Origin of the sequence: Variovorax sp. YR634 (genome assembly GCF_900106655.1) — a bacterium.
GTDB lineage: Bacteria > Pseudomonadota > Gammaproteobacteria > Burkholderiales > Burkholderiaceae_C > Variovorax.
This window is the reverse complement of record NZ_FNOL01000012.1, coordinates 44,769-65,710: the sequence shown is the minus strand read 5'-3', so window position 1 is coordinate 65,710 and position 20,942 is coordinate 44,769. Positions and strand designations below refer to the sequence as shown.

Annotated in this window: 21 protein-coding genes and 1 tRNA gene; 8 read left to right on the top strand and 14 right to left on the bottom strand. The window is 67.6% G+C overall.

What is annotated here, in order from left to right; all coding sequences use genetic code 11:
- Window positions 1-23: 23 nt before the first annotated feature.
- Window positions 24-99, top strand: a tRNA-Gly gene (locus BLV60_RS20115).
- A gap of 57 nt (window positions 100-156) precedes the next feature.
- On the opposite strand, the gene BLV60_RS20110 is transcribed toward BLV60_RS20115, so the two are convergent.
- The 9 genes from BLV60_RS20110 to BLV60_RS20075 all read right to left on the bottom strand — a co-directional run bounded on the left by BLV60_RS20110 (window position 157) and on the right by BLV60_RS20075 (window position 7,842).
- A complete protein-coding gene (locus BLV60_RS20110) occupies window positions 157-1,197 on the bottom strand; it encodes an RNA ligase (ATP) (RefSeq protein ID WP_176928841.1) in 1,041 nt (346 codons plus the stop codon).
- 100 nt (window positions 1,198-1,297) lie between these two features.
- Entirely contained in the window at window positions 1,298-1,438 is a 141-nt protein-coding gene (locus tag BLV60_RS34445) for a hypothetical protein (protein WP_176928840.1), read from the bottom strand.
- A gap of 100 nt (window positions 1,439-1,538) precedes the next feature.
- Window positions 1,539-2,861, bottom strand: a complete 1,323-nt coding sequence (gene fahA, locus BLV60_RS20105) for a fumarylacetoacetase (RefSeq protein ID WP_093057048.1) — start codon at window positions 2,859-2,861, stop codon at window positions 1,539-1,541.
- Window positions 2,862-2,874: 13 nt separating this feature from the next.
- Window positions 2,875-3,681, bottom strand: a complete 807-nt coding sequence (locus BLV60_RS20100) for a cyclase family protein (protein WP_093057047.1) — start codon at window positions 3,679-3,681, stop codon at window positions 2,875-2,877.
- A gap of 68 nt (window positions 3,682-3,749) precedes the next feature.
- On the bottom strand, window positions 3,750-4,541 hold the full coding sequence (locus BLV60_RS20095; RefSeq protein ID WP_093057046.1) for an ABC transporter permease: 792 nt from the start codon (window positions 4,539-4,541) through the stop codon (window positions 3,750-3,752).
- Entirely contained in the window at window positions 4,538-5,308 is a 771-nt protein-coding gene (locus BLV60_RS20090; RefSeq protein WP_093057045.1) for an ABC transporter permease, read from the bottom strand. The genes BLV60_RS20095 and BLV60_RS20090 overlap by 4 nt, the downstream gene beginning before the upstream one ends.
- Window positions 5,301-6,158: an ABC transporter ATP-binding protein gene (locus BLV60_RS20085; protein WP_093057044.1), complete on the bottom strand. Its 858-nt coding sequence runs from the start codon at window positions 6,156-6,158 to the stop codon at window positions 5,301-5,303. The genes BLV60_RS20090 and BLV60_RS20085 overlap by 8 nt, the downstream gene beginning before the upstream one ends.
- Window positions 6,155-7,099 (bottom strand): ABC transporter substrate-binding protein, encoded by a 945-nt coding sequence (locus BLV60_RS20080; RefSeq protein WP_093057043.1) that lies wholly within the window; start codon window positions 7,097-7,099, stop codon window positions 6,155-6,157. Before BLV60_RS20080 ends, BLV60_RS20085 begins: the two co-directional genes overlap by 4 nt.
- On the bottom strand, window positions 7,096-7,842 hold the full coding sequence (locus BLV60_RS20075; protein WP_093057042.1) for a TetR/AcrR family transcriptional regulator: 747 nt from the start codon (window positions 7,840-7,842) through the stop codon (window positions 7,096-7,098). The genes BLV60_RS20080 and BLV60_RS20075 overlap by 4 nt, the downstream gene beginning before the upstream one ends.
- A 100-nt stretch (window positions 7,843-7,942) precedes the next feature.
- Here BLV60_RS20075 and BLV60_RS20070 point away from each other — a divergent pair, with 100 nt between their 5' ends.
- Together BLV60_RS20070 and BLV60_RS20065 are read left to right on the top strand one after the other, a co-directional pair.
- Window positions 7,943-9,949 carry an acetoacetate--CoA ligase gene (locus BLV60_RS20070; RefSeq protein ID WP_093057041.1) on the top strand — a complete coding sequence of 669 codons (2,007 nt, stop codon included), beginning with the start codon at window positions 7,943-7,945 and terminating at the stop codon, window positions 9,947-9,949.
- Between the two features lie 7 nt (window positions 9,950-9,956).
- Window positions 9,957-10,400 (top strand): YbaY family lipoprotein, encoded by a 444-nt coding sequence (locus BLV60_RS20065; RefSeq protein WP_256329361.1) that lies wholly within the window; start codon window positions 9,957-9,959, stop codon window positions 10,398-10,400.
- Here the strand turns inward: BLV60_RS20065 and BLV60_RS20060 are convergent.
- From BLV60_RS20060 to BLV60_RS20050, 3 genes are all read right to left on the bottom strand, one after another.
- Complete coding sequence (locus tag BLV60_RS20060; protein ID WP_093057039.1) at window positions 10,397-12,334, bottom strand: adenylate/guanylate cyclase domain-containing protein; 1,938 nt, start codon at window positions 12,332-12,334, stop codon at window positions 10,397-10,399. The genes BLV60_RS20065 and BLV60_RS20060 overlap by 4 nt on opposite strands.
- A gap of 218 nt (window positions 12,335-12,552) precedes the next feature.
- Complete coding sequence (locus BLV60_RS20055) at window positions 12,553-13,326, bottom strand: 2OG-Fe(II) oxygenase (protein ID WP_371127386.1); 774 nt, start codon at window positions 13,324-13,326, stop codon at window positions 12,553-12,555.
- Between the two features lie 41 nt (window positions 13,327-13,367).
- Window positions 13,368-14,288: a LysR substrate-binding domain-containing protein gene (locus tag BLV60_RS20050; RefSeq protein WP_093057037.1), complete on the bottom strand. Its 921-nt coding sequence runs from the start codon at window positions 14,286-14,288 to the stop codon at window positions 13,368-13,370.
- Window positions 14,289-14,475: 187 nt separating this feature from the next.
- Between BLV60_RS20050 and BLV60_RS20045 the strand changes: the two genes are divergently transcribed.
- From BLV60_RS20045 to BLV60_RS20030, 4 genes are all read left to right on the top strand, one after another.
- On the top strand, window positions 14,476-15,675 hold the full coding sequence (locus tag BLV60_RS20045) for an acyl-CoA dehydrogenase (protein WP_093057036.1): 1,200 nt from the start codon (window positions 14,476-14,478) through the stop codon (window positions 15,673-15,675).
- 5 nt (window positions 15,676-15,680) lie between these two features.
- A complete protein-coding gene (locus BLV60_RS20040) occupies window positions 15,681-16,916 on the top strand; it encodes a CaiB/BaiF CoA transferase family protein (RefSeq protein WP_093057035.1) in 1,236 nt (411 codons plus the stop codon).
- A 13-nt stretch (window positions 16,917-16,929) separates the two neighbouring features.
- Window positions 16,930-17,361 (top strand): VOC family protein, encoded by a 432-nt coding sequence (locus BLV60_RS20035; protein ID WP_093057034.1) that lies wholly within the window; start codon window positions 16,930-16,932, stop codon window positions 17,359-17,361.
- Window positions 17,362-17,519: 158 nt separating this feature from the next.
- Window positions 17,520-17,939: an organic hydroperoxide resistance protein gene (locus BLV60_RS20030; RefSeq protein ID WP_093057033.1), complete on the top strand. Its 420-nt coding sequence runs from the start codon at window positions 17,520-17,522 to the stop codon at window positions 17,937-17,939.
- Between the two features lie 11 nt (window positions 17,940-17,950).
- Here BLV60_RS20030 and BLV60_RS20025 read toward each other — a convergent pair whose 3' ends face one another.
- Together BLV60_RS20025 and BLV60_RS20020 are read right to left on the bottom strand one after the other, a co-directional pair.
- Window positions 17,951-18,409, bottom strand: coding sequence for a CopD family protein (locus tag BLV60_RS20025; RefSeq protein WP_093057032.1), 459 nt, complete (start codon window positions 18,407-18,409; stop codon window positions 17,951-17,953).
- A 47-nt stretch (window positions 18,410-18,456) separates the two neighbouring features.
- Window positions 18,457-19,443, bottom strand: a complete 987-nt coding sequence (locus BLV60_RS20020) for a LysR family transcriptional regulator (RefSeq protein ID WP_093057031.1) — start codon at window positions 19,441-19,443, stop codon at window positions 18,457-18,459.
- Between the two features lie 141 nt (window positions 19,444-19,584).
- Here BLV60_RS20020 and BLV60_RS20015 point away from each other — a divergent pair, with 141 nt between their 5' ends.
- The gene (locus BLV60_RS20015) at window positions 19,585-20,925 is read left to right on the top strand and encodes a DUF3100 domain-containing protein (RefSeq protein WP_093057030.1); all 1,341 of its coding nucleotides are present in this window, start codon (window positions 19,585-19,587) and stop codon (window positions 20,923-20,925) included.
- Window positions 20,926-20,942 lie beyond the last annotated feature (17 nt).

The window sequence follows — 20,942 nt, the reverse complement described above, 5'->3', positions numbered from 1 at the left end:
CACCCTATAATCTGAGGCTTCACGCGGGAATAGCTCAGTTGGTAGAGCGCAACCTTGCCAAGGTTGAGGTCGAGAGTTCGAGACTCTTTTCCCGCTCCACATTGCAGAAAAAAGGCCACCTCATCGGGTGGCCTTTTTCATTGGGCGCTTGATTGCTCAGCGGTCCGAGTGCTTCAGCAGGTAGCTGTTCGAGATCGCCTTGAACGACAGCCCGCCGTCCAGCCGCTTGAACACCACCCCCTCGCGTGAGATGCCCGGGTTCAGCGACGGCCCTTCGGCATACGCCAGCACCTCGGCCATCGATCCGCCGAAGCGGTCGAGCGTGCTCACTTCGAGCAGCGGCACGGTGCGCACCCCCGCTCCCAGCACGCGCAGCGCGTCGACGACGGCGTTGCGCTCATCCATCCCGCAGTGGCTGCCGCGGTCGATGTCGAACACATCGAAAACGTGGAACTGCTGACCGCGCAGCTTCTCCGGGTTGCCCTGGATGCCCTCGCCGACGATCTCTCCCTGCAGCGCCACATTGCGGCCCAGCGTCGCGAGTGCTTCCAGCAGGCGGTTTTCCCGCGCCACCCGCCACAGGCTGTTGCCCGGGGTTTCACGCAACTGCCAGTTGCGCCCGCATACGCCGAGTGCGCCTGCGTTGTGAAACACGGTCATGCTCGATCCGTCGAGCTTGACCGTGACCTCGAACGCAAGCCCGTCGTTTGCCGCAAGCACCTCCGGCAGGTTCTGGATGCGCTCCTGGTCGGTCTTGGCAATGAACGACGGAAACGCGCCCTCTACCTCGCCCGACAGGCAGGCCGGTATCACCGGCTCCCATTTGCCGATGCCGAACAGCTCGGCCCAATCGCGCTGGCGCAGTGCCGGATCGGCCAGCGCGAGCGCGTCGATTTCCGCGAACTGTGACAGCGGCAGGATCAGCCCTTGCGAGATCTGGCCGCGCAGCTTCATCGTGCGCAGCCGCACGCCGCGTTGTTCGTTCCAGGTGATCGCGGCCTTCTCCAGGAAGGCGAAGCGTGGATCGTCGAGCGGCAGGAACGCGTCGATCTCGAAGAAGACGCAGCGGTCGCCGACGGCGAACTCCCCCTTCTTGATGACGACGGTCCAGCCTTCGACGATGGCGCATTCGATGGCATCGGCCCCGGGGATGGGGCGGATGGCGTCGACGGTGCGGACGGTGACGAGTTTGCGCATGGTTGTTTTCTCCCTGTGGTTGATGGTGACGCAAAAGAAAAGAGGCCCGGAACCATTCGGTGTCCGGGCCTCCTTGAAAAGAGTGCTGAAGAGATGCGCGCTATGCGCCGACTCCTCCCGGTGATGCGTGATGGCCCGTTTGCTGCAAGCCGATCGCATGGCCCATGCCGCACGCGAACGCAAGGCCCGATGTCGGGCTCGCGTTGTCGATGTCGTTGGCAATGACCAGTGCTGCGTTCACGAAGAGGCTTCCGGGTGGTGGTTGTGGGTGTGTTTCGTTGTCGGATCGACGCGAGCAAATTCGCGAAGGAGGCGGACTGTAAATAATGTTTACGGCGGCGTCAACCCCTGGCCGCCAACACCGTCCCCCGGCTCTCCCCAAACCCGATGCGCGCATGCCCCGGCTTCTCGCACCAGCCGCGCAGCAGCACCGCATCGCCGTCTTCCAGAAAACCGCGCTGTTCGCCATTGATCAGCGTCACCGGGCTTTGCGCGGCGCGCGTCAGCTCGATGATCGCGCCGGCTTCACCTGCACCGGGCCCGGAGATCGTGCCGCTGCCGAACAGGTCGCCCGGGTTCAGGCTGCAGCCGCCCATCGTGTGGTGCGTCACCATCTGCGCGACGCTCCAGTACTGGTGCCTGAAGCTCGTGGACGACAGGCGCGACGGTCCGGTCTTCTCCTTGCGCGCCTTCTCGCTTTCGAGCCAGACCTCCAGGCGGATGTCGAGCGCGCCGCCCGCGCGGTTCTTCGCGTTCTCCAGGTACGCGAGCGGTTGGGGCTCGCTCGTTGGCCGCGTCCACGCCTGCCGGTAGGGCGCAAGCGCTTCCATCGTCACGATCCATGGCGAGATCGTGGTTGCGAAGTTCTTCGCGAGGAAGGGACCGAGCGGCGCCATCTCCCAGAACTGGATGTCGCGCGCCGACCAGTCGTTCAGCAGGCAGATGCCGAAGATGTGTTCTTCCGCATGTTCGAGCGCAATGGGCTCGCCCTGCGCATTGCCCCTGCCGATCCACACGCCAAGCTCCAGCTCGTAGTCGAGCCGCGCGCAGGCCTGATACGTCGGCGCCTTCGCGCCCGGCGCCATCGCCTGCCCCATCGGCCGGCGGAAGCGTTGGCCGCTCACGCCGATGGTCGACACGCGCCCGTGGTACGCGGTCGGAATCCAGCGGAAATTGGGCGTCACGTCGCCATCCGGATTCATCAGGCGGCTGATGTTCAGCGCATGGTCGATCGAGGTGTAGAAGTCGGTGTAGTCGCCGATGCGTGCAGGCACCGTGTATTCGACTTCGGCCTGCGGCACCAGGCATTCGCGCACGGCCTGTACCGTGGCGACGGGTGCGTCGTTCTTCAGCAGGTCGAAGAGCGCGTGCCGCAGCGCCTTCCACGCGGCGCCGCCGAGCGCGAAGAAGTCGTTCAGCACGGGCAGCGCGGCCGCTCGCGCCGCATCGAGTGCAAGACCGTCGAGCTGTTGCTGGGCGGCCAGCGCAGCAAGGTCCAGCACCTGGTCGCCGATGGCGACGCCGCCGCGAAACGCCTCGCTGCTGCCCGCGCGGCGAAACACCGCATGCGGCAGGTTCTGGATCGGAAAGTCGCTGTCCGCTGCATTGGCCGATTCGACCCAGCTGCGCGCGTTGGCGTCGTGCGTGTGGTTGAGTGCGCTCATGGTGAAGAGGCCCTCACACCGAAGCCATCAGCGCGTCGTCGAAGATCGCGACCGCGCGCGTCCACCCCGCCGACGCGCCGCGAATCTTGTGCGGAAAGCAGCTGATGAAGAAGCCCGTGGGCGGCAGCACTTCGAGGTTGTGCAGCTTCTCGATGTGGCAGTAGCCGATGTCGCGGCCGGCCTTGTGGCCTTCCCAGATCAGCGAGGCGTCATGCGTCTCGCCGTACTTCTTCGCGGTGTGCACGAAGGGCGCGTCCCAGCTCCATGCGTCGGTGCCCGTGAGGCGCACGCCGCGCTCAAGCAGGTACATCGTCGCCTCGTAGCCCATGCCCGCGCCGGCCGACACGTAGTCGGGGTTGCCGTAGCGCGAGCCGGCGCGCGTGTTGACCACCACGATCTCCAGCGGACTCAGCGCGTGGCCGATGCGCTTCAACTCGGCCTCGACGTCGTCGGCCGTCACCACGTAGCCGTCGGCGAAGTGGCGAAAGTCGAGCTTCACGCCCGGCTGGAAGCACCATTCGAGCGGCACGTCATGGATCGCGATGGCGGGCTTCTTCTCGCCCAGCGCCTTGTCCATGGTCGAGTGGAAGTGATAGGGCGCATCGAGGTGCGTGCCGTTGTGCGTCGACAGCTGCACCAGCTCCACCGCCCAGCCTTCGCCGTCGGGCAGGTCTTCGCGCTGAAGGCCGGGAAAGAAGGGCTCGATCTGCTCGTAGGTCTGCTCGTGCGTGAAGTACTGGATCTTCGGTGCGAAGGCCGGCGGGTCGGAGAGCACGTCGTTTTCGAGAAAGATCGAGAGGTCGACGAATTTGCGTGGCATGGCGGGGCTCCTTGTGGGGTGTTCGTGTTGGAAGAAGAGGAAAGAGAGGGAAAGAGAAGAGGAAGGAATCAGGGCTGCTGCCAGCGCAGCAGGCGTTTCTCGGCAAAGGCCAGCAGCGCGTTGCTCACGAAGCCGATGAGCCCAAGCAGCACGATGCCGGCGAACAGGTCGCTGGCGCGAAAGGCGCGTGCTGCCAGCAGAATGGCCTGGCCCAGGCCGCTTTGCGAGGCGATCATTTCGCCCACCACCGCGACGATCAGCGCAATGGTCAGCGCGAGCCGCATGCCGGCCAGGATGTCGGGCATCGCATTGGGCAAGCCCATCTTCCAGATGTACGCCGCGCGCGACATCTGCAGGCAGCGCGCCACTTCCGACAGGCGCGGCTCCACCGCCGCGAAGCCGTGCACCGTGGCCAGCAGCACCGGCCACATCGCGCCGAAGGCGACCACGAAGAGCACCATGCCGGGGTTCAGCCCGAAGATCGAAATGGCCAGCGGCAGCAGCGCCGAGGCGGGCAGGGGGCGAATGAACTCCAGCGTCGGCTGCACCCACGCACGCACCGAGGGCGACACGCCGATGGCCGCGCCCAGCAGCACGCCGAAGAGCGAAGCAAGCAGCCAGCCCTCGATCATCCGGCCCACAGTGGCCTGCGTGAAACCGAGCAGTTCGCCGTTGCCGCCTTCGCCGGAGAGGTTGAGTCCTTCGAGCAGGCTGGAGAAGGTAGCCTGCGGCGTCGGCAGGAACACGCGGCTGACCCAGCCCGCGTTGCTCGCGACCCACCACAGCGCGATCAGCGCGAGCAACACGCCCAGCGAGCCGAGCCAGTTCAGGCCGGTGCGATCGTTGTTGTTGCCGCTCATGACGGCACCCCCATGCGCCGCGACACCACGCGCTGCAACAGCAGCATGCCCGCATTGACTGCGAAGCCCACCACCCCGATCCAGCCCAGCCAGGCGAGCATCAGCGCGGGGTCGAAGCTCTGCTGCGCGATCATCATCGCGTAGCCCATGCCGTTCGGGTTGGCGGCGATCTCCACCGTCACGGCCACCACCAGCGCCACTGCCACGCCCAGCCGCAGCGCGACGAACAGGCGCGGCACGATGGCCGGCAGCACGATCTTGAAGGCCCGCTCGCGCGCCGACAGGCCCAGCATGCGGCTGACTTCGAGCAGCCGTGGCTCGATCTGCTGCACCGCCGACTGCACCAGCACCAGCAGCGGCCAGAAGGTGGCAAACGCCACGATGGCCAGTTCCATGCGCACGCCGAAGCCGAAGGTCAGCATCGCGAGCGGAATCAGCGCGACCGAAGGCACCGGGCGCAGCACCTCGATGGAGACGGAGCCGAGCTGCGCCGCGCGGCGCGAGAGTCCGAGCGCCAGGCCCAATGCGATGCCGAGCACAGCGCCCAGCAGCAAACCAAGTGCCGCGGTGCCGAGCGTGAAGCCGGTGGCCTGCCAGAGCGAGCCGTCCATGGCCGCGCCGACGAAAGCCTTGGCCGCCGCACTCGGTGGCGCGAGCGCATCGCTGCCCAGCGCGGCTGCACGTCGCGCGTACCACTCGAAGGCTCCGACGAGCACCACCGGAAACACCCACGGCCGCAGCCAGCGGAAGAGGCGGTTCTCAGTCATGGCCCTGCTCGATGAAGGCGAACAGTTCACGCCGCAACTGCAGGTACTCAGGATGCTCCTTCGTCGTAAGCTGGTCGCGCGGCCGGGGGATCTTCACGTCGATCATCCGCGCGAGACTCGGCCGCCCCGGCCCCGGGTTGGCCTGCAACGCGATCACGCGGTCACCGAGGTAGATGGCCTCTTCCAGGTCGTGCGTGACGAACAGCACCGTGAGCCCGTCATCGCGCACCAGTCGCGCGAGCTCGTCCTGCAGGCTCTGCCGCGTGAGCGCGTCGAGCGCGCCGAAAGGCTCGTCCATCATCATCAGCTCGGGCTTCTGCGCGAGGCAGCGTGCAATCTGCGCGCGCTGCTGCATGCCGCCCGACAGCTGCACCGGAAACTTCTGCGCATGCTTCGCGAGGCCGACCTTGCCGAGCACGTCGGCGATGCGCGGCGCGCGTTCGGCGGCGGGCACGCCGGCCGCTTCCAGCGCGAGGCTCACATTGCCTTCCACCGTGCGCCAGGGCAGCAGCGCGCGGCCGTAGTCCTGGAACACGAAAGCGACTTCGCGCGAAGGCTCGGTCATCTTCACGCCGTTGCGCCGCACCTCGCCCGCGCTCGCGGTGACGAGCCCGCTGGCCGCGCGCAGCAGCGTGGTCTTGCCGCAGCCGCTGGGGCCGACGATGCAGACGAACTCGCCGCGCGCCACGTCGAATGAGGTGGGCGACAGAATCTCGCGCCCGCCGAGGCGGATGGTCACGCCGTCGAAGCGCAGGAAGGGAGTGGCTTGCATCGTGGGGCTGGCCGGCGAATGAAAGGCGCTCGCCGACAGTGCGGCGCGTGCGGTGATGGGGGCAGGTGCTGAGATCACTTCGCCACCAGCTTCGCAACGTCGATGCTCGTCTTGAGCATGTCCTGCTCCTTCATCAGCCCGGTCCAGTAGGCGAGCTGCTTTTCCGTCACCACGGGGCCGGGCGGCGAGATCTGCACCTTGGCCAGCACTTCGGGCGGCAGCTTGATGTATTTGCCGATGGCAGCGCGCACCTTGGCGTCGTTCTTCGGCTGCTGCATGAACGCGCCAGACTCGACCAGTGCTTCGCGAAAGGCGCGCGCCGCCGCCGGATTTTTCGCCACCCACTCGCGCTTGGCCGCATGCACGATGGTCTGGTTGTTCTCGGGCAGGAAGGTCGAGTAGTACGAAGCCACGTAGCCCGCGCCGCTCTCGGTGATGCGGCTCATGAACGGATCGGCCGACACCACTGCATCGACCGAGCCGCCGCGCAGCAGGTCGGCATGCTGCGGGAATGCGGCCTCGACGAAGTTGACCTTGCGGTAGTCCACGCCGCTGTCTTTCAGCCATGCGCGGAAGGTCACGTGCAGGAAGGCGCCCAGGCCCGGCACGCCGATCTTCTTGCCAATGCAGTCTTGCGGGCTCTTGATGCCCGAGCCCGCGCGCGCCACCAGGCCGAAGCCGGTGATGGTCTTCGAGGTGAGGCCGCCGCCGGCCACCAGCACCAGGTCAAGCCCGCCATCCACCGCCTGCAGGAACACCGAGGGCGTGGGCCCGCCGATCTGCAGCGAGTCGGACTGCAGCGCCGCCGGGATCGTCGAGTTCAGCGGGATGAACTTGAGCTCGACCTCGAGATTGCGCTTCTTGAAGTAGCCCTCTTCGGCCGCCACGAACACCGAGGCGAAGTCGGTCACGGCCGTGTAGCCGAACACGATCTTCGGGTTGGACTGGGCGCGCGAAGGCAGCGCGGCAATGGCCGACGTCGCGGCAAGCGCCGACAGCAGGGTGCGTCGTTTCATCATGGCTTTTGTCTCCTGGAGATGGTCTTGTTCGTGCGTGGGGTCTTGGGCCGCGGCAGTGCGGCGCGCAGGCCGCCGACGATGAAGCTCACCAGCATCGGCGCCACGGCCGGGTCGGCGCGCGTGTTCTCGCCGCGCGAGAGCCGTTCGATGCGGCTGTCGTTCAGGTGGTGCAGCAGCGAGCCCAATGCGAACTGATAGCCCCAGGCCGCCTGGCTGCGCGTGGCATGCGGCAGCGCGACGTGCAGCGCATCGATGTACGCCTCGGCCAGCGGGTCGAAGTAGGCGCGCAGCACGCGGTCGGCTTCCTCGGTGGCGTGGTACAGCTCGCGCGCGACCAGCAGCGCGTAGTACTCGCCCTCTGAACTTGCGCGCAGCGCCAGCACGGGCGCGGTGAAGGCTTCGATGATGCGCGGCAGTGTGCGCGCGTCGTCGGGGTCGATGTTCACAGCGGCCAGCCCCGCGAGCCGCGCCTCGATGGAGTGGCCCCAGTGCTCGAAGATCGCGTGAAACAGCTCGTGCTTCTGGCCGTAGTAGTAGCCCACCAGCGCCAGCGGCACGCCGGCCTCCTCGGCGATCTGGCGGATCGTCACCACGTGGTAGCCGTGCTGCGCAAAAAGCTTCTCGGCCGCCAGCAGGATCGCCTGCTTGCGATCGGGCCGCGCAGTCGCGATGGCGACTGCGGCGGGGGGCGGCGTCGCGGCGCGCGAGGTAATGCGCCTTGCGGCAGGTGTGCGGGTGCTCATGAGGGCGTATTGAACGCTTGTACAAAAACATTGAACACGCGTACAAACCCTGAGGTCAACCCCGATTGAGCACGGTCGTTCGCAGCGCTACGCTCGTGCCATGCCCGCTCCCAACATCCCCCAGATCTGCCTCTATCAAGACTGGCTGCGCGAGACGCGCGGCCTCGTGTTCGACAGCTACGACGCCCTGTGGCGCTGGTCCGTCACCGAGCTCGACGCCTTCTGGCAGAGCATCTGGGACTACGCCCGCATCGAGTCGCCCACGCCGCACACAGCCGTGCTCGCCGAATCGCGCATGCCCGGCGCGCGCTGGTTCCCGGGCGCCCAGGTCAACTACGCACGCGAGGTGCTGCGCCATGCCGATGCGGCACACGCGGCCGGCATGCCCGCCATCGTGAGCGACAACGAACGCGGCGAAGTGCGCGAGATGTCGTGGCCCGAAATGCGCCGCCAGGTGGCGTCAGTGGCGCTCACGCTCAAGTCGCTCGGCGTGCAGCGCGGCGATCGCGTTGCGGCCTACATGCCCAACGTGCCCGAGACCATGGTGGCCTTTCTCGCGTGCTCCAGCATCGGCGCGATCTGGAGCGTGTGCGCGCCCGACATGGGCACGGCCGCAGTGGCCGACCGCTTCCGCCAGATCGAGCCCAAGGTGCTGATCGCCGTCGACGGTGTTCATTACGGCGGCAAGCCGCTCGACCGCAGCGCCGTGCTGCAGGAGCTGCGGGGCCAGCTGCCGAGCGTGCAGAAGCTGCTGCTCGTGAAGTCGCCGTACGCCGCCAGCGCGGTGCCGCATGACGTCGACTGGGCGCAGGCCACCGACCGCAACGGTGCCGAGGTTGCCGCCTTCGAGCCCGAATGGCTGCCCTTCGACCACCCGATCTGGATCGTCTATTCGAGCGGCACCACCGGCCTGCCCAAGCCCATCGTGCACGGGCAGGGCGGCATCATCCTCACCATGCACGCCTGCGGCCTGCACAACGACGTGGGCGCGAGCTATGGCGCCAACAACTTCGGCGAGCGCTACCACTGGTACAGCTCCACCGGCTGGGTGATGTGGAACTCGCAGCTTTCGGGCATGGCCTTCGGCGCCACCATCTGCATCTACGACGGCAACCCGGCGGGCAGCAAGGAGAAGCCCGACTGGAGCGTGCTGTGGCGCTTCGTGGCGCGGCACAAGGTCACGTTCTTCGGCGCGGGCGCGGCCTACTTCACCAACTGCATGAAGGCCGGCCTTGTCGCGAAGGAATGCGGCGACCTGTCGCGCGTGCGTGCACTCGGCAGCACCGGCTCGCCGCTGCCCGAAGAGGTGCAGCGATGGGGCTCCAGGCAGATTCTCGACGCGGGCTCGAAGGAAGTGTGGTGGTGCAACATCTCCGGCGGCACCGATTTCTGCGGCGCCTTCGTCGGCGGCAACCGCGACCTGCCCGAAGTGCCGGGCCAGATGCAGTGCCGCGAACTCGGCCATGCGGTCGAGGCGTGGAACGAGCAGGGCCAGCCGGTCATCGGCGAAGTCGGCGAGCTGGTGTGCACCAAAGCCATTCCGTCGATGCCGCTCTACTTCTGGGGCGACGAAGGCAATGCGCGCTACCTGTCGAGCTACTTCGACACCTACCCCGGCGTGTGGCGCCATGGCGACTGGATCAGGATCGGCGAGGACGGTGGCTGCATCATCTACGGCCGCAGCGACGCCACCATCAACCGCCAGGGCCTGCGCATGGGCACCAGCGAGATCTACAGCGCCGTCGAGGGCCTGCCCGAGGTACTCGACTCGATGGTGGTCGACCTCGAATACCTGGGCCGCGACAGCTACATGCCGCTGTTCGTGGTGCTGCGCCCCGGCGTGTCGCTCGACGACGCCATGCGCACGCGGCTCAACAACGCCATCAAGACTTCGCTGTCGCCGCGCTTCGTGCCCAACGACATCTTCCAGGTGGCCGAGATCCCGCGCACGCTCTCGGGCAAGAAGCAGGAGCTGCCGATCAAGAAGCTGCTGCTGGGCCAGCCCATCGAGAAGGTGGTCAACCGCGAGGCGATGGCAAACCCCGGCAGCCTGGACTGGTACGTGGCCTTTGCCGCACAGCGTGCCTCCGCAAGTGCCTCCGCATAATGGCCGCATGAAAAGACGCACCAGCCTCCTCATGTTCTCCGTCATCGCAGGCGCCTCGTTGCTGAGCGCTTGCGCAGTGCCTTCTTCGCCAGCTGCAGGCGGTGCCGCGCAGCTTCGCGTGAGCGGCACCGTCACCTACCGCGAACGCATCGCGCTCGACCCCGCGGCCGAAGTCGTGGTGCAGTTGCTCGACGTGTCGCGCATGGACGCGCCCTCGACCGTGCTTGCCGAGCAGCGCATCAAGGCCAACGGCAAGCAGGTGCCCTTTGCCTACGAGCTGAAGGTGGATGCCGCGCGCATCGACCCGCGCATGCGCTACGCCGTGTCGGCGCGCATCTCGCGCGGCGACCAGCTTCTGTTCATCAACGACACGCAGTACTCCGTGCTCACGCAAGGCGGCGCCACCAGCGCCGACCTGGTGCTGGTGCGCGTCGCCCAGGCTCCGCGCTAGGAAGTCATCAGCTCGTAGAGCACCATGCGCGTCTGCCGGCCGCGCAGTTCCGCCTGCTCCTCGACGCGCCGCGTGTGAAGCCGGCCGCCCAGCCCGGCGAAGGTGGTTTCCGACATCAGCGTCTGCGTGCCGAGCTGCTTGTTGAAGCCCTCGATGCGGCTCGCCACGTTGATCACGTCGCCGAACGCCGTGTACGACAGCCGATCGTTCGAGCCCAGCACCCCCGCGATCACCGTGCCTGTGTGGATGCCCACGCGCGTGCGGAACTCGGGCAGGCTCTGTGCCGCCCACTTGCGGTTGAGATCGTCCATCTCCACGTGCAGCTCCAGCGCGGCCAGGCAGGCCTTGTATTCCGCGTCCTTCAGGTCGGAGGGCGCGCCCCACAGCACCATGATGCCGTCGCCGATGAACTTGTCGACCACGCCGCCGTGCCGCGCGAACACGCCCGTCGCCAGGTTGAAGTACTCGGTCAGCATGACCACCAGCACGTCGGTGTCGAGCGACTCCGAGATCGAGGTGAAGCCCTCCACGTCGGTGAACATCACCGTCACGCGCCGCGGTGAGCCGCTGGGTGCGAGCGTGTGGCCCGCGTCGATCAGCTGGTTGATCACGTCCACCGGCACGAACTTGCTGAAGGCCTTCAGGCTGCGCGCCGAGTCGTCCAGGGCCTGGTCCAGGTGCTGGATCTCGAGCACGCGGCTCGGTTCGCGCGGCAGGTTGTCCAGCTCCAGCAGGCCGATGCGGCGCGCGATGTGCGAGAGGTTCTCCACCGGCGCAGTCACCAGCTTCGACAGCTTCAGCGACATGAACAACGCCATCGCCAGGAAGACCAGTGCCAGCGCCAGGCCCCACAGCACCGCGCGATGCAGGTCGCCCAGCAGCATGTCTTCGGGCACCCAGCTCACCAGTTGCCAGCCGGTGCTGGGAATGCGCGAGGCCTGCACCAGATAGCGGCGGCCTTCGTGGGTGAAGGAGAACTCGGTGTCGGTGCCGCCGCCCGCCGTGCCGTCGGCCACCATGTGCGCATGCAATGCACCGAGCACGCCGCTGGGCGGCTGCAGCTCGTGCAGCACGCCCGGCATGTCGCTGCGCGCGAGCACGCGGAAGTCGGCGCTCAGCAGCGCGCTGTCGCCGTAGCCGTCGCTGCTGAACTGGCGCACGAATTCCGACAGCCGCCCGAGCGACACGTCGCCCGCCGACACCAGCGCCTGCGCGCTGCTGTCGGCGTAGCGGCGCTTGCTGGGCAGTGCGTAGGTCACGCCAAGCTCCTGCGCGGCTGCGAACACGTACGGCTGCGTCCAGATGGGCCCCTGTGCCTTGCATGCCTGCACGTACCAGCTGCGCTGCGTCGGGTTGTAGTTGCTGCGGAACGACTCGAGGCGCTGCGTGGCATAGCGCTGCTGCACGTCGGCCTCGGCATCCAGCGGCAGCTTGTACTGCCAGGTCTCGGTGGTGGAGCCTGCGCCACGCTCGATGTGGCGCATGGCCGGCACCGGGTAGCGCAGCGCCATCAGCATCTGGCCCTTCTCGTTGCTGACGTAGATGCTGTCGAGCTCGGGCGACTGCTGCAGCAGCGTCCAGAGCAGCTCCGCCGTTCTTTCGGAGTGCTCGCCCGCGGGCTGCAGGCTGGGGGCGGTGCCCACCGCGTTGATGACCGACTCGGCTTTCTGTAGAAAGGCCAGCACCTTGTCTTCGGTGCGGTCATGGTTGGCCTTGTGCGCGGACACGCCGATGCGCGACACCAGCCGCTGCGAGCCCCAGTAGCCGAGCGACACCAGCAGCAGCGACTGGGCCAGCGCCACCACGCTGACGATGGTGCCCACGTCCACCCGGAAGCGGCGCGAGCGCCCGGCCGGTGCCGGTTGTGTGACAGATTTTTCGACCGACGGCTTTCCAGCCACTTCCGGATTCCCGGAAGAGTTCTTGTTGTTCATACAGCTCCCTGACGACCACTCGAATGCACCCGCTGCAGCGAAGCCGCGGGCCGACCTTCGGTGATCCACGGCCTCGATCGTTGGTGTCGGGGATCCTGGTGGCGCCGGAGGCGGGCGCGATTTTCGCTCGACTTCGGCTGTCTGTGCGGTACTGAACAGCGCCGCGGTGGCTCAGGCCTGTCTAGACCGGAGTCGTGGAAGCGCGTGGGAGCGGCCCTTCAGCGCGCGTCGTGAAAGATGATGCCCAGCGTATGCCGCCGCCCCGAACGCACGCGGCTCACGCCGTGGCGCATCGTCACGCGGTAGCTGCCGCGCGTGCCGGCCACAGGCCGCTGGTTGACCGCGAAGATCACCGCCTCGCCCTGCGCGAGCGGCGCCACCTCGGCGCGCGACTGCATGCGCGGGCGCTGCTCGGTCAGCACGAACTCGCCGCCGGTGAAGTCTTCGCCCGGTTCGCTCAGCAGCACCGTGAGCTGCAGCGGAAACTGCAGGTCGCCGTACAGATCCTGGTGCAGGCAGTTGTAGTCGCCCTCGTCGTAGCGCAGCAGCAGCGGGGTAGGGCGCAACTGGCCCGCCGCGTGGCAGCGCGCGAGATACGCGGCGTGGTCCGGCGGATAGTCGGCCGGCTGGCCCATCGCCGCGGCCCACGCATTGGCCAGCGGCGCGAGGCGTTCGTACAGCGCGCTGCGGCATGCGGCGAGCCTGGGCGGCAGCGGGTTTGCAAAGTATTGGTACTCGCCTTGCCCGAAGCCGTGGCGTTGCATCACCACGCGGCTGCGAAAGCGGTGGCCTTCGTCGTACATGGCGGTGAGCGCGGCGCATTCCTCGGGAGTGAACAGCTGGCCGATGACGGCGCAGCCGCGGGCGGCGAGGTCTGCTTCGATGCGGGGCCAGTCGAGCGAATCGATGCGGGAAGGCTTTCTTGTCATGCGCCCAGTGTCCCGCTTGCAGACCCGCGAGGCTCGCCGTTTCCGGACGCGGGTTTCGGGCATGGGCTTTGGCGCCCCACGTGGCGAGAAAGTCACCGGCCCTTTCAAGCTACCCCGCGTTCGGGCTCCTGCCGGGCCTGCTCCAGCAGCCAGTCGCTGAAGAACTTCAGCAGCGGCCGCTGATCGGCCCGCTCCGGCGTCACGAGGTAGTAATTGCGCTCGCCCGACAAGGGCCGAGCGCACGCCACCACCAGCTCGCCGCGTGCCAGTTCGTCGGCCACCAGCATCGTCGGCATCAGCGCCACGCCGAGCCCGTGCGACGCGGCCGCGGCCAATATCGAGAACAGCTCGTAGCGCGGACCACCGCGCGCGTTGGGCGCGTCGATCTGCTGCGCGTCGAACCACTGGCGCCAGCCGTCGGGCCGCGTGCTTTGCTGCAGCAGCGGCATCTTCGCGATGGCGGCCGGCGTCACGGCCTTGCCGCGTGGGAGCAGCGACGGGCTGCACACCGGCACCACGTCTTCGTGCATCAGCAGCAGCGCGCGCGTACCGGCCCAGTTCTCTACCTGCGCGGGCGTGCCGGCGTACAGCGCGGCGTCGAACTCGGCGTCGGCAAACAGAAAGGGGCGTGTGCGCGTCTCGATGTGCACCACCACGTCGGGCTGCAGCGCCGCGAAGCCCTTCAGGCGCGGCATCAGCCAGCGGGTGGCGAAGGTGGGCACGGCCGCCAATGAGAGCGAGCCGCCTTCGCCCTGGTGGGCCATTGCGTCGAGCGTGTCGCGCTCCATCGCTTCCAGCCGCTTGGTGATCTGCCGCGCGTAGGCCGCGCCGCTGGCCGTGAGCGCTACCCCGTGCCGCGTGCGGCGGAACAGCGCCACGCCGAGGAAGGCTTCGAGCGTGCCGATCTGGCGCGACACGGCGCTTTGGGTGAGCGCCAGTTCCTGCGCAGCGCGGGTGTAGCTCTCGTGGCGCGCGGCGGCGTCGAAGCACACGAGGGTTTGCAGGGGTGGAATCTTGCGGCGCATGTATGCCTCGGGTGTATGTATGAAACCCTGGCCTCACCAATGAAGAGGCCGATCGAACATCTTGCAAGACATTCTACAAACGCATATCTGGGTGCGGAATCATCGTTTGCGTCATGCCCCCCGCATGGCTAGCATCGGCCCCATTCCCCCTCTTTTCACCTTTCCCCTAATTTCCGGAGACAGCCACATGGCCGCCAAAGCGCAATTCCACTGGGACGACCCCCTTCTTCTCGACCAGCAACTGACCGACGAAGAACGCATGATCCGCGACGCGGCCAATGCCTACTGCCAGGAGCGCCTTGCGCCCCGCGTCATCGAAGGCTTCCGCACCGGCGAAACCGACCCCGCCATCTTTCGCGAAATGGGCGCGCTCGGCCTGCTGGGCCCGACGATCCCCGAGCAGTACGGTGGCCCCGGCCTCAACTACGTGGCTTACGGCCTGATCGCCCGTGAAGTCGAGCGCGTCGACTCGGGCTACCGCTCGATGGCCAGCGTGCAGAGTTCGCTGGTGATGGTGCCGATCTTCGAATTCGGCACCGAAGCGCAGAAGCAGAAGTTCCTGCCCAAGCTCGCCACCGGCGAATGGATTGGCTGCTTCGGCCTGACCGAGCCCGACCATGGCTCCGACCCCGGCAGCATGGCCACGCGTGCCAAGAAGGTGCCGGGCGGCTACTCGCTCAGCGGCTCGAAGATGTGGATCAGCAACTCGCCCATCGCCGACGTGTTCGTGGTGTGGGCCAAGGAAGTCAGCGAAAGCGGCACGGTCGGCCCCATCCGCGGCTTCGTGCTTGAGAAGGGCATGAAGGGCCTGTCGGCTCCGGCGATCCACGGCAAGGTCGGCCTGCGCGCCAGCATCACCGGCGAGATCGTGATGGACGGAGTGTTCTGCCCCGAAGAAAACGCCTTCCCCGAAGTGCAGGGCCTCAAGGGCCCGTTCACCTGCCTCAACAGCGCCCGCTACGGTATCTCGTGGGGCGCGATCGGCGCCGCCGAAGACTGCTGGCATCGCGCCCGCCAGTACACGCTGGACCGCAAGCAGTTCGGCCGCCCGCTCGCCGCCAACCAGCTCATCCAGAAGAAGCTGGCCGACATGCAGACCGAAATCACGCTGGGCCTGCAAGGCAGCCTGCGCCTGGGCCGCATGAAGGACGAAGGCATCGCCGCGGTGGAAATCACCTCGATCATGAAGCGCAACAACTGCGGCAAGTCGCTCGACATCGCCCGCATGGCGCGCGACATGATGGGCGGCAACGGCATCAGCGACGAATTCGGCGTGGCCCGCCACCTGGTGAACCTGGAAGTGGTCAACACCTACGAAGGCACGCACGACATCCACGCGCTCATCCTGGGCCGCGCCATCACCGGCATCGCAGCTTTCGCCAACTGAGCCGCATGACCAAGCCCGCAGCACTCGACGGCATCAGGGTCCTCGATCTGTCCCGCGTGCTCGCGGGCCCGTGGTGCACGCAGATCCTGGCGGACCTGGGCGCCGACGTCGTCAAGATCGAGCGCCCCGGCGTCGGCGACGACACGCGCACCTGGGGTCCGCCCTTCATCAAGGACGCGAACGGCAACGACACCGACCAGGCCAGCTACTTCACGTCCTGCAACCGCAACAAGCGTTCGGTCACGGTCGACATGGCCACGCCCGACGGGCAGGCGCTGCTCAGGCAAATGGCGGCGCAGGCCGACATCGTGGTGGAGAACTTCAAGACCGGTGGCCTCAAGCAATACGGCCTCGACCACGAGAGCCTGCGCGCGGCCAACCCGCGCCTCATCTACTGCAGCGTGACCGGCTTCGGCCACGACGGCCCTTATGCCGAGCGCGCGGGCTACGACCTGATGATCCAGGCCATGACCGGCATGATGAGCATCACCGGTCGTCCTGATGACGTACCCGGTGGTGGCCCGTTGCGCGTGGGCGTGGCGCTCACGGACCTGTTCACCGGCGTCTACGCCAGCACCGCCATCCTCGCGGCGCTGCAGGTGCGCGACCGCACCGGCGAAGGCCAGCACATCGACATGGCGCTGCTCGACGTGGGCATGGCCATCCTCGCCAACCAGGCGAGCGCGTTCCTCAACACCGGCAAGGCGCCCGAACGCCAGGGCAACACGCACCCGAGCCTCGCGCCGTATCAGGACTTTCCGACGCAAGACGGCTCGATGCTGCTGGCCATCGGCAACAACGGGCAGTTCGCGCGCTTCTGCGAAGCAGCCGGCCATCCGGAATGGGCGACCGATGCGCGCTTTGCCACCAACACACTGCGCGTGAAGCACCGCCTGGTGCTGATCCCGATGATGGAAGAACTCACGCGCACCCGCACCACGGCCGCGTGGGTCACGCTGCTCGAAGACAAGGCCGTGCCCTGCGGCCCGATCAACGACATTGCCCAGGCCTTCGATGACGCGCAAGTCAAGGCGCGCGGCCTTGCGGTCACGCTGCCGCGCGATGCGGGCGACGGCATCGCCAGCATCACGGGCGTGGCGAGCCCGCTGCGGCTGACGGCCACGCCGCCCGTGCTGCGCCATGCACCACCGGCGCTGGGCCAGCACACGCAGGAAGTGCTGGCGGAAATGGGCATCGACTCCGCCCGCTTCGACGCCCTGCGATCGGCCGGCGTGGTTTGACCACCAGGCAGCCATGACGAGCCCGATGCGCACGCCACCGTTCTCGGTGCTGCGCATCGACCACATCGTGCTGCGCGTGAAGGACATCGAACGCGCCATCACGTTCTACCGCGACGTGTTGGGCTGCGCCATCGAGAAGCGCCGCGACGACCTGGGGCTCGTGCACCTGCGCGCCGGCGCGAGCCTGATCGATCTGGTCACGCCCGATGGCCCACTGGGCAGGCAGGGCGGGGCGCTTGCCGGCGTGGAAGGCCGCAACGTCGACCACATCTGCCTGCGCATCGAGCCTTTCGACGAAGCCGCCATTCGCGCGCTGATGGCTGCCCACGGCGTAGCGGTGAACGGCGAGGTGCAGAACAACTTCGGCGCCGAGGGCAATGGCCCCTCGATCTACATCGCCGACCCCGACGGCAACACCGTCGAGCTCAAGGGCGCTCCTCGCTGACCTGCGGCTCGACCGAGCGGCCGCTTTGTACGCCAGTGTGTCTGGCCGCCCGCCGCACACACGGGCATGCAAAAGTGCGCCCCGCTCGACACATCGCGGATACAGCCCGCCGATTCAATCCATGCATCGCCATTCCGGCGAGCCTGAAAGGAATTCCCATGAGCTCCACCACCGCAAAGATCCTCTACACCGGCAAGACCCACACCACCGGCGGGCGCGACGGCGCATCGCGCAGCGACGACGGGCGCCTCGATATCCGGCTTTCGTCGCCCGGCACCTCTGGCGCGGGCACGAACCCCGAGCAGCTGTTCGCCGCGGGCTGGTCGGCCTGCTTCATCGGCGCGATGGGCAAGGCGGCCGGCGCGATGAAGATCAAGCTGCCCGCCGACCTGGCCGTCGATGCCGAGGTCGACCTGGCCAACGAAGACGGCCAGTACTTCCTGCGGGCGCGCCTGAACGTGAGCCTGCCGGGTCTCGAGCGCGAAACCGCCCGCGCTGTGGTCGACGCCGCGCACCAGACCTGCCCGTACTCCAAGCTCACGCGCGGCAACATCGACGTCGAGCTCAACCTGGTCTGAGCGCCGCAGCCTCAGCCAGCCCGCCCGATGGTCGCCACTCCGAACACGATCACGCCCAACACCAGGTTCACCATCACCAGCTTGCGCACGGTGTTGAGCCGCGCGGCCGCCACCGGCCAGGCGCTTTCATCCACCGCGCGCCGCATCGCCTTGAACACCGAGGCGCGGATGTAGACGTAGATGGCGGCCATCACGATCGCGATGCTCATCATCGCCTCGATGCGCCAGTGCAGGCCGCGGAAGCCGCCCGTCGAGAGGATCATCGCCACGCCGGTCACGAACAGCAGCGTGACCGACGCGTCCACCCCCACGAAGAAGCGCCGCAGCGTCGCGGCCATCATGCGCAGGCGCAGCGGCGGCTCCAGCGTGGCGACGGCAGAAGGGCGCACCGCGAAGTGCATGGTCGCCATGCCGCCGACCCAGAAGGCGGCGCAGAGCAGGTGAATGAAAAGCGGAATGGCGTACGACATGGGGCCCGATCAGAACACCGAAAGGGCGAGGCGCGCAATGTCGTGCCTCATGCCGCGGTGCTTCGTGCACGCGAGGCCGCGCGCTTCTCCGCTTTCTCCGGCTTGTCCTTGCTGGCGGCCAGATCGGCATATCGCCGCATGTCGGCCACCACGCACCGCAGCAATTCGGAAGCGGCCGGCGACAGCATGCGCCCGTGCCGCGACACGATGTGCGAGCGGCCCTGCGACAGCAGCGGGTTCTTCATCGGCAGCTCGACCAGTTCGGGGTTGGTGGCGTTCGGCGTGAGCGAGATGCGCGTGCCCAGCGCATAGCCCAGCCCGGCCGACACGAAGTGGCCGAGCGCGCTGAACGAGGTGGTGGTCAGCAGCGATGGCAGCCGCACGCCTTCGCTGACCTCGGCCGCCTCGATGTGCTGGCGCACGCCGAAGTTGCGATGCAGCGTGGCGCCCGGGTAGGGCAGCAGGTCGGCCAGCTTCAGCGGACGGCCCAGCTGCGCGAGCGGGTGCGTGGCCAGCACCAGCGCCTGGATCGGCTGCGAGTGCGACTGGTGGGAGGTGAGCCTGTCGTCCTTCGGCGGCTGGAACAGCATGCCGATGTGGGCGCGTTCCTCGACCACGCGCTGCACGATCTCGTCGGTGCTCGCCACGTCGAGGTCGATGGTGATCTTCGGGTGCGTGGTCATGAAGTCTCGCAGGCTGTGGCGCATGAGCCAGTCGACGTACCCCTCGCCGGCCACGACGTCGATGTGGCCGCGCTCGATCTTGCGGATGCTGTCCATCTGCGCCATCAGGTGCTGCTTCTGGCTGTTCTGGCGCCGCACGTAGCCAGCCAGCATCTCGCCCGCATCGGTGGGCACCACGCCACGGCCGTGGCGCTCCAGCAGCGGCACGCCGCACTCCTGTTCGAGGATGCCGATGGCGCGGCTCACGGCCGATGGGTCCATGTCAAGCACGTCGGCGGCGCCGCGCACCGAGCCGCTGTCGAGCACCTGCATGAAGTAGCGCACGCGGCGCGTGTCGAGCTTGTCGTCCATGGCCCGGTCTCCTGAAGTTCGTGGCGAGTGTTGCATTCAATGCATCGAATATCCCGATTTACGGTCATTGATGCAATAGACCTGCAAGCCGAAACTCGCCGGCACCCCGCAGGTACTGCGCCACGAAAAGACGCCCCACCCATGACCTCTGCCGCCTCCGTCCTTGCCGCCGCCGCGCCTTCCAGCGCCTCCGGAAAACTCAAGCTCGCGCTCGTCACCCTCGCCATCGTGGCCGTGGCCGAGCTCATCGGCCCGGTGCAGTTCAGCGTCGGCCCGGGCAAGGTGGCGCTGCTGCCGATGCTGTGGGCGCTGCTGATCGCGGCCGCATGGGGCATCGCGCACAGCCGTGTGCCGGGCGTGGCGCGCGTGGCGACTGCCGAGCAGTCGTTTGCCGGCGGCCTGCTGAATGCGGGCCTGCTGCTGTTCGTGGTGAAGCTGGGCCTCACGGTCGGTGCCGCGTTGCCGCAGGTCAAGCAGGCTGGCTGGGCGCTGCTGTTCCAGGAGTTCGGCCATGCGCTGGGTACTCTGGCGCTGGGCCTGCCGCTGGCGCTGCTGCTGGGCATCAAGCGCGAAGCCGTGGGCGCCACCTTTTCGGTGGGCCGCGAGGGCAACCTCGTGATCATCGGAGAGAAGTACGGCATGGCCTCGCCCGAGGGCCGCGGCGTGCTGGCCGAGTACATCACCGGCACGGTGCTGGGCGCGCTCTTCATCGCGGTGCTGGCGGGCTTCATCGCCAGCCTGCACATATTCGATCCGCGCTCGCTGGCCATGGGCGCCGGCGTGGGCTCGGGCAGCCTGATGGCCGCGGCGCTGGGCGCCATCGCCGCGCAGCAGCCGGCCGAGATGCTGCCGCAGCTCACAGCGATTGCCGCCGCATCGAACCTGCTGACCACCGTGGCAGGCTTTTACTTCACGCTGTTCCTGTCGCTGCCGCTGTGCTCGTGGCTCTACGGCAAGCTGGAGCCGGTGCTGGGTCGCTTCTCGAAGCGCGGCGCGCAGGACTCGGCAGGCACGGGCGCCGTGTCGCAGGTCAGCGTGGCGCATGGCGGTGCCTTGCCGCTGCGCGACACGCTCATCGCCTGGGCGGTGGTGGGTGGCGGCGTGCTCATCGGCAATTCGCTGACCTACAAGGTGCCGATGCTGGTCTCGCTCGAAGGCATGGCTGTGGTGGTGGTGATCGCGCTGGTGGTCGAGGGCGTCAAGCGCCTCATGCCGCGCCTGCCGATGGTGCTGGTGCTGTCGGTGGTGGCTACCGTGGTCGGCATTCCGGGCCTGTTCCCGTTCTCCGACGCGCTGATCGCACTCACCGCCAAGCTCAACTTCCTGGCCTTCACGACGCCGGTGCTGGCGCTGGCCGGCTTCTCCGTCGCGAAAGATCTGCCGGTGTTCCGCCAGCTGGGCTGGCGCATCGTGGTGGTGTCGCTCACCGCCACGGCCGGTACCTTTCTCGGCGCCACGCTGATTGCCGAATTCTTCCACTGACAACCCACGAGAGAACT

Bases quoted from the DNA above. Each gene is read 5' to 3' on its own strand.
- BLV60_RS20065 (WP_256329361.1), top strand. From the start codon at position 9,957: ATGAAAAGACGCACCAGCCTCCTCATGTTCTCCGTCATCGCAGGCGCC.
- BLV60_RS20100 (WP_093057047.1), bottom strand. From the start codon at position 3,681: ATGCCACGCAAATTCGTCGACCTCTCGATCTTTCTCGAAAACGACGTG.
- BLV60_RS20080 (WP_093057043.1), bottom strand. From the start codon at position 7,099: ATGATGAAACGACGCACCCTGCTGTCGGCGCTTGCCGCGACGTCGGCC.
- BLV60_RS20070 (WP_093057041.1), top strand. From the start codon at position 7,943: ATGCCCGCTCCCAACATCCCCCAGATCTGCCTCTATCAAGACTGGCTG.
- BLV60_RS20015 (WP_093057030.1), top strand. From the start codon at position 19,585: ATGACCTCTGCCGCCTCCGTCCTTGCCGCCGCCGCGCCTTCCAGCGCC.
- BLV60_RS20095 (WP_093057046.1), bottom strand. From the start codon at position 4,541: ATGAGCGGCAACAACAACGATCGCACCGGCCTGAACTGGCTCGGCTCG.
- BLV60_RS20035 (WP_093057034.1), top strand. From the start codon at position 16,930: ATGACGAGCCCGATGCGCACGCCACCGTTCTCGGTGCTGCGCATCGAC.
- BLV60_RS20020 (WP_093057031.1), bottom strand. From the start codon at position 19,443: ATGGACGACAAGCTCGACACGCGCCGCGTGCGCTACTTCATGCAGGTG.
- BLV60_RS20050 (WP_093057037.1), bottom strand. From the start codon at position 14,288: ATGCGCCGCAAGATTCCACCCCTGCAAACCCTCGTGTGCTTCGACGCC.
- BLV60_RS20030 (WP_093057033.1), top strand. From the start codon at position 17,520: ATGAGCTCCACCACCGCAAAGATCCTCTACACCGGCAAGACCCACACC.
- BLV60_RS20025 (WP_093057032.1), bottom strand. From the start codon at position 18,409: ATGTCGTACGCCATTCCGCTTTTCATTCACCTGCTCTGCGCCGCCTTC.
- BLV60_RS20090 (WP_093057045.1), bottom strand. From the start codon at position 5,308: ATGACTGAGAACCGCCTCTTCCGCTGGCTGCGGCCGTGGGTGTTTCCG.
- BLV60_RS20060 (WP_093057039.1), bottom strand. From the start codon at position 12,334: ATGAACAACAAGAACTCTTCCGGGAATCCGGAAGTGGCTGGAAAGCCG.
- BLV60_RS20040 (WP_093057035.1), top strand. From the start codon at position 15,681: ATGACCAAGCCCGCAGCACTCGACGGCATCAGGGTCCTCGATCTGTCC.
- fahA (WP_093057048.1), bottom strand. From the start codon at position 2,861: ATGAGCGCACTCAACCACACGCACGACGCCAACGCGCGCAGCTGGGTC.
- BLV60_RS20110 (WP_176928841.1), bottom strand. From the start codon at position 1,197: ATGCGCAAACTCGTCACCGTCCGCACCGTCGACGCCATCCGCCCCATC.
- BLV60_RS20075 (WP_093057042.1), bottom strand. From the start codon at position 7,842: ATGAGCACCCGCACACCTGCCGCAAGGCGCATTACCTCGCGCGCCGCG.
- BLV60_RS20045 (WP_093057036.1), top strand. From the start codon at position 14,476: ATGGCCGCCAAAGCGCAATTCCACTGGGACGACCCCCTTCTTCTCGAC.
- BLV60_RS20055 (WP_371127386.1), bottom strand. From the start codon at position 13,326: ATGCCCGAAACCCGCGTCCGGAAACGGCGAGCCTCGCGGGTCTGCAAG.